The organism is Massilia phyllosphaerae (assembly GCF_034659755.1).
Taxonomy (GTDB): domain Bacteria; phylum Pseudomonadota; class Gammaproteobacteria; order Burkholderiales; family Burkholderiaceae_D; genus Telluria; species Telluria phyllosphaerae.
On the sequence record NZ_JAXSQX010000006.1, the window covers coordinates 1 to 13,729 of the forward strand.

11 protein-coding genes are annotated in these 13,729 nt (G+C 61.0%); 4 read left to right on the forward strand and 7 right to left on the reverse strand.

The annotated features are described in order from the left end of the window. The 4 genes from U1H99_RS21290 to U1H99_RS21305 all read left to right on the forward strand — a co-directional run. Nucleotides 1-1,203 (forward strand): TonB-dependent receptor (locus tag U1H99_RS21290; RefSeq protein ID WP_323143722.1); only part of this gene is annotated, 1,203 nt, incomplete at its 5' end. Nucleotides 1,204-1,209: 6 nt separating this feature from the next. Continuing rightward, a complete protein-coding gene (locus U1H99_RS21295) occupies nt 1,210-2,688 on the forward strand; it encodes a PepSY domain-containing protein (protein ID WP_323143723.1) in 1,479 nt (492 codons plus the stop codon). A gap of 244 nt (nt 2,689-2,932) precedes the next feature. Beyond that, on the forward strand, nt 2,933-3,139 hold the full coding sequence (locus tag U1H99_RS21300; protein ID WP_323143724.1) for an Arm DNA-binding domain-containing protein: 207 nt from the start codon (nt 2,933-2,935) through the stop codon (nt 3,137-3,139). A gap of 1,006 nt (nt 3,140-4,145) precedes the next feature. Then, nucleotides 4,146-5,246 carry a sensor histidine kinase gene (locus U1H99_RS21305; RefSeq protein ID WP_323143725.1) on the forward strand — a complete coding sequence of 367 codons (1,101 nt, stop codon included), beginning with the start codon at nt 4,146-4,148 and terminating at the stop codon, nt 5,244-5,246. 221 nt (nt 5,247-5,467) lie between these two features. On the opposite strand, the gene U1H99_RS21310 is transcribed toward U1H99_RS21305, so the two are convergent. From U1H99_RS21310 to U1H99_RS21340, 7 genes are all read right to left on the reverse strand, one after another. After that, nucleotides 5,468-7,507, reverse strand: coding sequence for a putative bifunctional diguanylate cyclase/phosphodiesterase (locus U1H99_RS21310; protein ID WP_323143726.1), 2,040 nt, complete (start codon nt 7,505-7,507; stop codon nt 5,468-5,470). Next, complete coding sequence (locus U1H99_RS21315) at nt 7,504-8,046, reverse strand: heme NO-binding domain-containing protein (protein WP_323143727.1); 543 nt, start codon at nt 8,044-8,046, stop codon at nt 7,504-7,506. Before U1H99_RS21315 ends, U1H99_RS21310 begins: the two co-directional genes overlap by 4 nt. A gap of 163 nt (nt 8,047-8,209) precedes the next feature. Continuing rightward, on the reverse strand, nt 8,210-8,740 hold the full coding sequence (locus tag U1H99_RS21320; protein WP_323143728.1) for a cytochrome b: 531 nt from the start codon (nt 8,738-8,740) through the stop codon (nt 8,210-8,212). Then, nucleotides 8,737-9,804 (reverse strand): catalase family peroxidase, encoded by a 1,068-nt coding sequence (locus U1H99_RS21325; protein WP_323143729.1) that lies wholly within the window; start codon nt 9,802-9,804, stop codon nt 8,737-8,739. The genes U1H99_RS21320 and U1H99_RS21325 overlap by 4 nt, the downstream gene beginning before the upstream one ends. A 103-nt stretch (nt 9,805-9,907) precedes the next feature. Then, the gene (locus tag U1H99_RS21330) at nt 9,908-10,876 is read right to left on the reverse strand and encodes an alpha/beta hydrolase (RefSeq protein WP_323143730.1); all 969 of its coding nucleotides are present in this window, start codon (nt 10,874-10,876) and stop codon (nt 9,908-9,910) included. Between the two features lie 37 nt (nt 10,877-10,913). After that, nucleotides 10,914-12,431, reverse strand: coding sequence for an argininosuccinate lyase (locus U1H99_RS21335; protein ID WP_323143731.1), 1,518 nt, complete (start codon nt 12,429-12,431; stop codon nt 10,914-10,916). Between the two features lie 10 nt (nt 12,432-12,441). Next, a complete protein-coding gene (locus U1H99_RS21340) occupies nt 12,442-13,542 on the reverse strand; it encodes a porin (RefSeq protein ID WP_323143732.1) in 1,101 nt (366 codons plus the stop codon). Nucleotides 13,543-13,729: the final 187 nt, after the last annotated feature.

Consider the following 13,729-nt stretch of genomic DNA (forward strand, 5'->3'; position numbering starts at 1 on the left):
CGCAACGAGAGCTACTACATCACCAGCAAGCGCCACTGGCGCAATGCAGAAAGCTACGCCTTGAATGCCGCCGGCACGCGCGTCAACCGGAGCGACTACCTGGAAATCCTGCATGACCAGGAGCAGGCGGGCAATCGCTTCGACGCAGTTGTCGACGGCCGCATCGCCGGCCGCGCCAACCGGCTGGTGGTCGGCCTCGAGTGGTATCGCACGCGCCTCATCCACAGCAACAATTCGCCCTACGGCGGCGCCAGCGTGGTCGATCCCCACGATTTCATGCCCGGCTATTTCGTCAGCCCGGTCCCCACCGTCGCGAGCCGCCGCGCGGAGATGACAACCGGCGCCTTCTTTGCCGAGGATGTGCTGGACATCGCGGCGGACTGGAAACTGGTGGCAGGCCTGCGCCGCGACGCCATGAATTTCGACAACCTGGACCTGCGTACAGGGGTCGCACTGGGCAAGGACTATCATCCTGTCACGGGGCGCGTGGGTGCCGTATGGAAGCCGGCCGCGCAGTTGTCGCTGTATGGCCAGTTCGGCACCGCCACCGATCCGCTGAGCGGCGCGCTGTCGCTGCCGAACGGCTCAGTCAGCTACGACCTGACGCGTGGCCGGCAGCTGGAATTCGGCGCCAAGGGTGGGATGCCGGCGGTAAAGGGCGAGTGGACCGTTGCCGCCTACCGCATCGAGAAGCGCAACCTGCTGTCGCGCGATCCGGACAATCCTTCCGTGGCCCAGCAAGTCGGCCAGCAGTCGTCGACCGGCCTCGAACTGGCCTTTGTAGCCGAGCCGCTGCGCGGCTGGACCATCGACGCCAACGCCGCCGTGCTGCGCGCGCGCTACGACGATTTCAAGGAGATCGTGGGCGGCGTCCCTGTGGCGCGCGACGGCAATACCCCGGCCGGCGTGCCCGAGCGCACGGCCAGCTTGTGGACCCGCTACCGCTTCCTGCCGCAATGGGATGCGGGCCTGGGCGCACGCTACGTGGGCCTGCGCCAGTCTAATTCAGCGAACACCGCCAACTTGCCGGCCTACACGGTCCTCGACGCCTCGCTGGCGTGGCGCCAGTCGTCGGCGTTGACCCTGGTCCTGGCCGTCAAGAACCTGGCCGACCGCGACTACGCCCTGTCGGGCAGCGGTGGCGTGCGCTGGCTGCTTGGAGCGCCCCGCACCCTGCAGCTGACGGCGCGTACCAGCTTCTGATCCGCGATGAAGAAGACCCTGATCTTCCTGCACAAGTGGCTCGGCGTCGGCCTGGCGCTGCTGTTCGCGATGTGGTTTGCCAGCGGCATCGTGATGTACTACGTGCCTTTCCCGTCCCTGACCCAAGGCGAGCGCCTGGCGGGCATGCAACCGCTCCGGGCGCAAGCCCCGTGCTGCCTGACGGCGCAGGATGCGTCGGCCCGTGCTGGCGTGCGCTTTTCCGAAGCGCGGCTGGGGATGCTTGGCGACCGGCCCGTGTGGCGCTTGCTCGGCGCCGACAAGCGCTGGGTCGGCGTCGACGCGGCCAGCGGCGCTGCGCTGGCGCCGCTGACGGACGCCGAGGCGGCCGCCGTGGCGCAGCGCTTCAGCGGCCGCCGCGCGCTGCACGTGGAGCGGCTGGAGCGCGATCAATGGACCGTCGCACAGGGCTACAACCCGCACCGTCCGCTGGTGCGCGTCGAGATGGACGGCACGGACGGGCTGGCGTTGTACGTGTCGCCCGGGGCCGCCGAAGTGGTACTCGATACGCGCCGCGCCGAGCGCGCCTGGAACTGGGTGGGCGCGGTACCGCATTGGATCTACTTTACTCAGTTGCGGCGCTGGCCGGAACTGTGGCACAACGTGGTGGTGTGCTTATCGTTGCCCGGCGTGGTGCTGGCCATGAGCGGCCTCGCGCTTGGCATTTGGCAGCTGTACCTGAACCGCAGTAGATGGATCCCGTATCGCAAGTTCTGGATGCGCTGGCACCATATCATCGGCTTGGCGGCCAGCGTGATCAGCATCACCTGGATCCTTTCGGGACTGCTGTCGATGAATCCCTTCGGCGTGTTCTCGCCGCGTGGCGCTGCGCCACAGGAGCTTGACGCTTGGACTGGGACGGCGCCTGCGGTCGTAGTAAATCCGCCACGTGCGCTTGCCTTGGCGCCGACTGCGAATGCAGCGCGCGAGATCGACCTTGTACAACTGCAGGGCCAAGCTTGGTATCGCGTACGCGGCGCGGCAGGTCCTGCGGACCAGGTGCTGGTCGCTGCCGGGCGAGACGATGGCATCGTTCTGCGTTCTCTTCCCACTGAAGCGATTACCGGAGCCTTGCTCGGTTTGCGTGGTGTCGCCACGGGCGTCCCGGTGGTAGAACTGCTAACGAACTACGACTCGCTATATTATTCTCGTGAGCCTGCTGGGCAGGGAGGCAGCTTCAGCCGGCCACTGCCCGTGTGGCGTGCAAGCTGGTCCGATGGGGTGACGCTGTATGCCGATCCTGTTTCGGGGCGCCTGCTAGTGCGCACTGATCCGGGTACGCCGTGGCAACGGGTTCTATACAACGGCTTGCACAGCCTAGACTTCGCGCCATTGCTGGCGCGCCCACTGCTACGCGGCATACTGGTGGTAGGGCTGAGCTTACTGGGACTGGCGCTGTGCGTTACTGCATGCGTGCTGGCCTGGCGCGTGTTTGTGCCAGCGCGCCGCGCAAGTAACCGACTTTAAATTTTGGGGGCATTTTTGGGGGCATATGGCGAGAAAATGGCCATAGCTTCATAGGACAGTATGACTTCCCCTCTCTCCGCCAGAACATTGTCCTGATTTGTTCAGGTACGTCAAAAAGCCCGCTGTCCTCATGGAGACAGCGGGCTTTTTTTATCCTCTGCCTTCCGCGCATGTCTCGCACAGCCAGGATGTTTGGGGCAGCGTTGGAGGCACTCCGCGCTTCCGCCAGACTGGATGCCCCCAAATGCCAAAGACCGTCGCGCCTCTCACGCAGCTACAAGTACGGAACGCCAAGCCTAGGAAAAAGGCTTGCCAGCTCGCCAATGGCGGCGGTTTGTATCTCGAGGTTACACCAAAGGGCGGAAATCCCTGGCGCATGAAGTTCCGGCGTAGGCCCGGCGACATCTTCTACGGGACGCAGTCTAAAATTAAGTCATCAGCGCCCAGATAGTCTGGCTCTACAAGGCCGAGCCGATCAACCTCCCTCTCTCTTTGTAAAACACGCGAGGCCTTCAAACTGGGCACGCTGAGATGAGTTTACTGGTTCAACCATCATCGCTTGCTTGAACCACTCGGCGAAAGATTTTTGGATAACTTTACTTTGGCTGGAAAACTGTCACTTTTGGATAGCTTCATAGAGAGTGCTACGTGATACCCCGTAAATATGAAGCGCCTCATAGATTCTTATAAGGCAATCAGAAATTCGGCATCTTATCCATGGCGAGTACTTGGTTCATGAATAGTTCTACACTTTAGAATAACGCTTTATCCTACCGATGCGCTAATAATTGGAGTTTGATAGTAAACAGATTGTTAGACCTATTTTTATTTCATGTGGGCTGAATGTTTGAATATCTAGCCTTGTTCCGCTACATGAGTTCTTCAAATTCCCTTGAATAAATAGCCCTTAAGTTCGCTAGAGGAGTTTACTTGAGTGCGCTATACGACCAGCTTGACAAAATCTGCGCTGTGCGCAAGATCATCAAAGAATGCTGGTTACGTTTTTAGTCACAACCGCCACTAACAGGATCGTTTTAAAAGGAGTTCTCTTTGCCGCATGAATGGTAGATTTTCGTACTTAAAGGTCGGCCGGCGGACAGCGCTGATCTTGTGTTGTGCTAGTAATCACGAAGCCGTTCGTTCAGCGGCGTTGCAGGCACTACACCATATTTGGTTCCAGGACTGGGCGCCATTGGCTCACCATAACAATAGTTTAGAGAGCATGACCTCTCGCCTTAAGCAACTTGCTCGTAATTGACGGTCGCAGATACCAAATTTAAATATTTGCAACAAAATTTGTAAGAAAATCGCTTCATTTCGGCAAATCTATCATTTTTATGAGATGATGTAGGAGTTTGCCTACAAAAGTAGCTTTCTAACTAAGCATTTTTTGAAGGCTCACAACATGATCGACACCTGGCCATTTTTTCGGTTACCCCATATCTTTCTACGCCGCCATGCTTGAATTACAACAACTTGATGCCTTCGTCAATGCCGAACTCTATGAGAGTAGTCCAGATTGCATCAAGGTCCTGTCGGATGATGGCACTATCAGGCGTCTGAGCCCAGGCGGAAAGATCGCTTTAGAGCTCGATCGTCAGGACCAGCTGGATGGAGCCAGTTGGCCAAGTCTGTGGCCTGGAAGTGAACGCGTTCGGGTTGAACAGGCAATCGAAGATGCCCGCAAGGGGCAGCGTAGCCAATTCCTGGCATTTTGCCCAACCTCAAAAAACTCACCGCGTTGGTGGGATGTCGTTGTCACACCTTTGCAAGCGTCAACTCCGGGCACGAACGGGATGCTTGTGGTTTCGAGGGACGTTACAGAACTCGTGGAGGCTCGTGAGGCGCTGTCCGATGCGAACGAACGGAAAAATGAATTTTTGACGGTTCTGTCTCACGAACTCCGTAATCCTTTGTCGACGCTTACTATGGCGGGCAAGCTACTTGAGAGCGTGCGAAACGATCCGGATCAAGTGTCCAAGATAAGCCAAACAATTGCCAGGCAAGTTGGACACATGAGCCGTCTCGTAGAAGGCCTGCTTGATTTATCGCGTATCACGCGAGGAGATGTTTATCTACAGACAGAACCGTTTGATTTACGTGACACTGTCCATTGCGCTGCAGAACAGCTTGCTTCGACAGTGCTGTCAAAAAATCAGACTCTTTCTCAATCGTTCCCGTCTGAGTCAGTAATCGTACAGGGTGACCGTACAAGGTTGACTCAGGTCCTTGGTAATCTGATTGGAAATGCATCACGTTATTCACCTTCCGATTCAGTAATCGATGTCTGTCTGGTAGTTAGGAACGGGTGTGCTTCTATGACAGTCACAGACAAAGGGCAGGGTATCTCAAGTGAACTGATGCCTAGACTATTTGAAATGTATTCACAAGGCCAACAGACTGCGGATCGCAAAGCGGCAGGTGTAGGTATGGGATTGGCTATTGCAAAAGGACTGATTGAACTGCACGGAGGAACGATTGAGGTCTATAGCGCAGGCCCAGGCCTAGGCAGTACCTTCACAGTATGCATGCCTGTAAGCAAACGCCCAAGTCATTGAAAGTGCAGGTGGGAGCATTTCGTTATGGGCAGTTTTCGGGCATTTGTGAAAAATCTAGTTTGTTTCATAGCGGAGTAGAACTCCGCCTGTCACCGTCAGGAACATTGTCCTGACATGTTCAGCTATGTCAAAAAGCTCCCTGTCGCCATGGTTAGGAGCAGCGTTGAAAGTACGTCGCACTCCTCACGCAGTTGCAAGTACGGCATGCCAAGCCTGGATAATCAGCCTATCGCATGCGCTCCTGCTACAGCGAGCAAGTCACCTTGCGCCGCCAGCGCCAATGCCGCAGCGTCGGACGTGAGCGGCTTATAGTAGAAATAGCCCTGCACGAAATCGCTGCCCATGTCGCGTAGCAAACGCTGCTCGGCATCGGTCTCGACGCCCTCGGCAACCACGTCCAGGCCGAGCGCGTGCGCCAGCATCAGCACCACGTCGACGATCTGCCGCTTGTCGTCCAGCCGGTCCAACTGGCTGACGAAGGAACGATCGATCTTCAGCGTGTCGATCGGCAGGCGGCGCAGGTAGCTGAGCGAGGAATAGCCGGTACCGAAATCGTCCAGGCTGATGCGCACGCCCAACGCCTTCAAATGTGCCAGCACCACGAGCGCGTGCTCGGCGTCGGCCATGACGGCGCTTTCAGTCAGTTCAAGCTTGAGGGTGGAGGGCGCGATGCCGGTGTCGCGCAGGACCTGGCGCACTGTTGCTGCGAGCTCGTCGCCGTTGAATTGGACGGCTGACACGTTCACGCTCATGTCGAGCCGCATGTCGAAACGGTGCTGCCATTCGCGCAGCTGGCGGCAGGCTTGCGCCAGTACCCAGGCGCCGATCTGCCCGATCAGGCCGATTTCCTCGGCCACCGGGATGAATTCGTTCGGCGGCACCAGGCCGCGCACTGGATGCTGCCAACGCAGCAGCGCCTCGAAACCGCTGATCCGATCGGCATGGAGCGATACGATGGGCTGGTAGTACAACACCAGCTGGGACTGCGCCAGCGCGTCGCGCAAGTCGGCTTCCATCTGCAGGCGGCGCAGCGCCGTAAGCTGCATCGCCCGGTCGAATATGACCCAGCGCGCGCGCCCTGACTTCTTGGCTTGGTACATGGCGATGTCGGCATCGCGCAGGATGTCCTCGACGTCGGCATAGCCGGTGGCGCTGAGCGCGATACCTACGCTGGCGGTAACGAACACGCGCTGCCCGGCTACCTCGAAAGGTTCGGCCAGTGTGGCCATGATGCGTTCCGCGACCATGACGGCACGTTCGGCACTGCCGATGCTGTCCAGCAGGATCACGAATTCGTCGCCGCCCAGGCGTGCGACCAGGCGCTCGTCGGCCAATGCCGGGTCGCGCGCGATCGTGTCGGCCTCGCGCAGGCAATCCCACAAGCGCCGCGCGGCGCCAATGATCAATTGGTCGCCACTCTGGTGACCGAGTCCGTCATTGATCGACTTGAACCGGTCGAGGTCGACAAACAGCACCGCGAAATCGTTGTCGGGCCCGTCCATTGCGCGCAATAACAGGCGCTGAAGACGGTCCAGGAACAGCTTGCGGTTACCCAGCTGGGTCAGCGGGTCGTGCAAGGCATCGTGCACCAGCTGGTCCTGCGCCCGGCGCCGTTCGATCACGCGTCCAAGCTGGGTGCCGATCTGCGCCATCAATCGGAGCAGCGATTCATTGGGTTGCTGCCGTTCGACGCTGAAAAACTCGAGCACGGCGACGACTTCGCTGCCGATCATGACCGGGAACGCGAACAGCGACGCAAAGCCGGCGCGCACGATTTCGTCCAGACGCAGCAGGATGGCCTTGGTGGTGCCGGCAACGTCGATCCACACTGGGGCGGCGCTTGCGACGACCTGTCCAGGCAGCCCGGTGCCGAGCGCAAACTCGCTCGCTTCGGTGACCGCGCGCAAATGCTGGATGGGGCAACCCGGGTCGCGTGCCACGATGTCGAACCAGATCTTGGTGGATTCAAAACACCGTTCCTGCCGGCGCTCGCCGATCAGCCACAGGTGGCCGAGCGGCCAGTGCATGTAGCGGCATACTGCTTCAAGTGCGCGCACCATCGCATCGTTGACGCACTTGGCCTCGTTCGCAGCCACGGCGATGCTCTCCAACAGCGCGATTTCCTGCTGGCGCTGGAACAGGTCGCGCAAGCCGCGTTCAGCGATGGCCTCGGCTTCGTGGCGCGCCGCGACCTCACGCTTGAGACGGCGCTCGAGTCGTGCGATGTCGCTGCTGGCGGCCGGGTGCGTGTCGGTAGTCATGGCAAGGGGGGATGCACATGGAAGATGCACCGGTCCGCACCGTGGTGCATGCACTGTACTTGCACGATGTTCAGCGGCTGGCTGTAGTAATCGGAGACACCGTGCATGAAACCTTCCGCCAACGCGCATAAACGGCGCGACGAGTTGTAGCCGATTGCCAGCAGGCCTGTGCTGCTGGTGTCGAAATCGAACACCGGAGGCCGCGCGCCTGGATACAATTTGCGCACTTCGGGGTGGATGATGTTGTTCAGGGTGAGCAGGAAGCTGCGCGCATCGGCGTGCGTGGCGAAGAACGCCGGATAGCGCTTGGCCAGCAGCGGCATTGCCTGGCGACCGAACCAGCGCAGCACATCCGCCTCGGGCAGCGACAAAGTCTGCGATGCCACCTTTACCAAGGCGAAGATTTCCTCGTCGCTGTAACTGCCCAGTGAGGTGTACGCGCCGTCCAGGTCGGCCGCGTCGAGCATCTGATCCCAAGCGGCATCGCCATAGGCTGTCGAGACCACTTCCTCCAGCAGATTGAATACAATGCCCTTCATGCCCACCCTCGCCAATATTTACGCTATTTTACGAGAGATTGCATGAAATAAACAATTTAATCAAATTGTTATGTAAAACCTTTCGAATTTGTCATATAAATGACGATTTTGACTGTCTGGCGCCAATAAACGAGGAGTGCTGGATCGAGGCGGCAGGCCTGGTTCAGCCGCCCTTGGCCATTTGTCCAAATACGCCGTCACGCCGCACCCATGCGTGGAACAGCGCCGCACCAAGGTGGCCGAGCACGGTGAAGAACAGCAGATACGCAAGCACGCCATGGAGCGGACGTAAAAATCCGTACAGGACAGGGCTGTGCGGCAGGATCGCCGGCAGGTTGACGCCGTTGAACAGAACAACGGGGTAGGCACCTGCCGACAGCATCCCCCAGCCGATCAGAGGCATCGCCAACATCAGCGCGTACAGCAACCAATGCGACGCCTTGGCAGCCCACACCTGGATGCGCGGCAGGTCGGCCGGTAGCGGTGGGGGCGTATGACGGAGACGGTTTGCCAGGCGTACGATTGCCAGCAGCAGGATTGCCAGGCCGAGTGGCCGGTGCAGGTCGAGAAGCTGCTCGCGGTAGCGCAGCGAGACGACCATGGCGGCGCCGACGAACAACATGATCGTGATCGCAAGCGCCATCGACCAGTGCAGCACGCGCGCCAGCAAATTGAAATGGCGAGTCTGGTTCATCGCGTGCTCCCATTCTGAAGCTTGCCCTGGCTTATTTCACGCTCGCGCCGGTTGAACGATACCGAGTAGACGGAAGAGCGCGCATGCAGGACCGGATCGTCCGTACCGGCGATACCCTTTGGCAGGATCAATGGATCGAAATTCAGGTCGCGGCAAGGACCCGCGGCCTGCGGCTCGGCGCGTGTCAGGGTCAGCGTGCCGGCCTTGGTCTCCTGCCGGCTGTCGGGCCAGGGCTTGGACGGATCCTCGATGGGATCGCCAGGGGCGGCGAATTGCATCACCAGGTCCCATTCCAGAGGCGCGGCCGCCAGGCGCCGATCGAGATCGCTTGCCAGATAGTCCCTGGGTTCCGATTTCAGCTGCTCGGGATTCGCCGCTGCGAACGGCGCATGCGGGCGCATCGACCACCGCACCGTGCGCTGCGTGCCTTGGGCATCGATCAGGCGGAACGCATTGACGCCATTGAAGCGGGTGTTTGCCAAGCTGTCCGGAACCGGTGCGTTTTTCGACCACTCCATGAATTTCATGATTTCTGGATAGCGCGCCAGCACGGCCTTCATTTTCTCGGGGTCGGGTTTGCCGGTGGCGGGATCCGGCAGCTTGGCTGCATTCATCGCCTGGAATCCCTCGGGCGTCGAAGATGCGAAAAATGGAAAGCTGTTCATGGCCATGCGCCATTCCTGGCCGTCGTCGGTCTTCAACTGCAGCGCCATGCCGCGCACCGCGGCCTTGTTGTCGGGCGAGTAGGGATCGTTGCCCGGATTGGAAAACCGGCCAAGCACAGGCGTGGATGCCTGCGAAAACACGCGCGCCGTCGACAACTGCGCCGCCCCGGGAGCCGGCGTAAAGGTACCGATGATGCAAATGCCCTTGCTGTGCGCACGCCGGAACCCGGGATGCGGCGATCCGGAAGCCTCCGCGGTACCCACCATGGTTTGTGGCGTCAGGCCATCGTCACCGATCCAGCCGCCGGCCCATGCGAAGCCCAGCGCCACCAATGCAAGGAGGAGCCCGATCGGGAGCAATAAAAGGAGAGAGCCGCGTTGCGGTCTGGATGCTGGCATGGGAAAGATGTCCTTGAACGTGCGGCTAGCGTGGCGCTAGCAATGAATACCGATTGTCGCACGATTTACAACATTGCATCGTGCACATCAAAAAGTGTTCCCATCACGCGACGAGTCCGTGCTCACGCAGCCAGTGTTCGAACCACGTAGGCCATTCGGCGCTTGGCGAACCGGCTTTGCCCATGCCGAATCCATGCCCGCCAGTCGACAGCCGATGCGTTTCGATCGGTACACCTGCCTGGTCCGCGGCCTGCGAGAGGATCGTGATGTTCGCGGGATCGGCAATCGGATCGTCCTGGGCCTGCACTGCGAACAAGGGCGGCATCAGCTTGCCGATCCAGGTGTCGACCGACCACCCCGCACTTTCCTTGGCAGTCGGGTGGGGACCGATCAGTACGCGCCGCGTCGATGTGCGGTCGTAGGGGGCGCGCAAGGTCACGACCGGGTAGATCAATGCCGCCGCGGATACCTGGGCGGACAACTTGTCGATGTCGTCTTGCGGGGGATAGGAGGCGAAATCCGGACGCGCCGCCGCCATGCCCATCAAGTGGCCCCCGGCCGAGAACCCGAGCGCTAACAGCCGGGCTGGATCGAGGCCGTACACGTGCGCATTGGCACGGATGAGACGGATGGCGCGCTGGGCATCCTGTAAGGGCGCCAGCGGCCCGGCGGCCCAACCGTCGCCGGGCAAGCGGTAGTCGAGCACGAATGCGGTCACGCCCCTTTGTGCCAGCCATCGCGCGGCCGGATACGCTTCCGACTCCATCTGGATGCGCTTGTAGCCGCCGCCGCCCGCGATCAGGGCCGCACTGCCATTTGGCCGCGCCGGCATGAACACTTCGAGCATCGGCGTCACGACGTGGCTCAGGGCGCCCTTTGCCGAGCGCTGGGACGCGCCGCCCATCGTTTCGTTACCAGGCGTGCCCCGGTCCCACAGCGGCAAGGTCGCGCTGGGGCTTGCAGGCGCTGTCGTTTGCGCTGCCGTTTCTGCTGCCGCCAAGCGCAAGGGTGGCGCGAGGGCCAGGGCCGAATACGCAAGGGCATGGCGAATCAGGGTGCGTCGCTTCATCATAGGGGAGCCGAATCAGTCATGGTATGAGGGAGGTGCATTATTTGCCTTGCGGCGGCGCCTTGCGGTCCTGTGGCAGCAGCTTGTCGAAGTCGCGGTCCAGCCGGGCCAGGGAAGCGTCGATCCGGTTGCGTTTTTCCTTGATCCATGTGTCCTGTCGCGCCAGCCTTTGTTGCGCCTCGGTGCGCATGCGCGCCATCTCGGCGGGCTGGGGTCCACCGGCGGTGGCGCGGTGGCTGACGATGGCAACCGGGTCCAGCGCCGCACGGAATTCCTTTTCGCTCATCGGCAGCTCGCCGGTGGCGTAATCCCGGGTCGCTTCCTTGTAGATGCGGCGCGCCTGCACATAGGGGAAGTCGCTCGGCCGCAGGTTGTGCGCCTTGGCGTAATCGACGACCTCGGACGCGAAATGGTGGCCTTCGCGGAAGGGCAGCTTGTAGTTGCGCATCAACAGGTCGGCGAGTTCCTGCGATGCGGTCCAATCGCTGTTGAGCTCCTCCAGCGCACGGTCCTTGTCGATGACGAGCGACTTCAGGATCTTGTCCCAGCCAGCCAGCACCTTGATCGCGCTGTCCACCATTTCCGCGTTCGGCTTCACTTCCTTGGCGTCGCTCATGCCCGGCGGGAGATTGTGCGCTTCGAGGACCGGTCCCATGGCGAGCGTGATCGCCATCGATGCCTCGCGGCGGGTCGCATTCAGCAGGCCGGGATTGCGCTTCTGCGGCATCGCGCTCGACACATAGGTATTGCCGCCGCCTTCGCGTAGCAGGATCCAGGGACGGGCCTGGCCATATTGCGCCATCACGTCCTCGATGAAGCTGCCGGCATGTAGGGCAATGCCGGTGACGATGGAACCCACCTCCACCGGATAGTCGACCGCCGCGATCTGGTGCGCATCGTAGGCATTGTCGACGATGGCCGCGAAGCCGAGATAATCGGCCATCCTGCCGCGGTCGAGCGGCCAGCTGCTGCCATTCAGCACCGTGGTGCCCATCGGGGACTGGTCGATGCGCACATACGCCTCGCGGATGCGCTGGGCGTCGCGATCGAGGCCGGCGGCATAGCCGAGCAGATAGTGACCATAGCTGTTCGGCTGCGCCGCGACGCCGTTGGTGTAGTTGGGGACGATCGTCTTTTCATGCACCCCGGCCAGCTGCACGATCGTGGCGGCGGTCCGGTTCAACTGCGCCGCCAGTTTCAGCATGTTGTCGCGCATGATCGCGGCGCGGTAGGTCGCATGCATGTCCTGGCTCGAGCGGCCGGCATGCAGCAGCGTCACGTCCGGACCCGCGGCCTTGATCATCAAGGGCTCGAAGGTGATGACGGTCGACGGCCGCTTGGCGCCCGGCTGCTTGCCGGCCTCGATCACCCCGTTCAGGCCGGCGGCAATACCCGCCACCTTGGATGGATCGAGCAGGCCTTGCTGCGCATTGATAACCGCCGAGGCCTTATTGATCTCGCCGAGCCAATAGAACTCGTCGCGCTCGTTCTGCTGCTGCGCCTGCGCCGCATGGGCAAGGAGCAGGATGGCGACAGGAAGAATTTTCAGTTTGAACATGGTAGTCATCTTAAAACACGTGCATGATGCCGGCCGCCATGCCGCGCTGGCGGGTCTGGTTCAGCTTGGTCGTCCCGCCGCTGGCGAAACCGCCTTTCAGCCTGGTGCTGTCGACTTCGGCGTAGAGCGTGGTGCGCTTCGACATCTGGTAGGTGACGCCGGTGATCAGCATCGTCTTGTTTGCATCGCCGATCGCTGCCGCCGCGGTCGCCTTGGCGTTATAGGCCTTGTTACGGTACCAGGCCGCGGTCAGGTCGAAGCGGGGCGTAAGCTGGTAGCTGCCGCCGAACCAGTCCCAGGTCGAGGTGGTGTCGCGCGTGGTCGTTTCCTGGGTCTGTTTGATATGGCCGATCGCCAGCGACAGGTCGCCGAAATCGTAGGAAGCGCCGAGCGCCGCGTGATCGTAGTCGCGGTAGTTCGGCGCGCTGGCGGTGCCGACGTTCTGCTTGGCGATCGAATAGCTGGCGCCGGCCTTCAGGCCGCCATGGGCATAGTTGACGCCGACCGCCTTGGTGGTGCCGTAGTCGGCATCGCCGGCGACTTCGCCGAGCGCCCATTCGGCGCGCGCGGTCCAGTCGCCGAAGCGGCCGGTGTACTGGACGTCGTTGTCCTTGCGGATGCCATTGGTGGAGGACAGCACGTAGGTGATGCTCGGGTAGCGGAACCTGAACGGATCGAAGGCAAGAATGGTGCGGTAGGCCACCGTGTAGTTGCGGCCGGCGTCGAGGGCGCCCCAGGCGCCCGACATGCCGACGTGCGCTTCGCGCTGGAAGATCACGTTGTTGGTATTGTTCAGCGCGCCCGTGCCGGAATTGAAGCCCATCTCCAGCACGAAGTTGACCTTGTTGCCGCCACCGATGTCCTCGCTGCCGCGCAAGCCCAGGCGGTTGGAGCGGAAGGTGCCGTTCGAACTCATGGTCGTGTCGCTGTTGCCCTCGGGGTCGACGTTGGTTTCGTGGCGCAGTCCGCCATCGATCGAACCGTAGACGGTGACGGCGCTGCTGCCGGCATTCCCGCCCGTCTTCGGCGCATCGGCGCTGCCTTCCTCGGACTGGGCATGGGCGTGCAGGGACAGGGCGGCCAGGGCGGCCGCCAGCAAAGTGTGTTTCATGGGTGTCTCCGGATTGTGCTTGTAGTTTTTTAAGGTGTACGCAGTGCGGCGTGCGTGGACAGCGTTCTGGGCTGGGCACCGTCGTCGCGAAGAACATGCTTGTTTGCGTACAAGGATGCTACCGAGAAGCTTCTTCAATGTAAAATATATCGAAAAGCTAATCTCCAGACTTAATAAATATGGACCT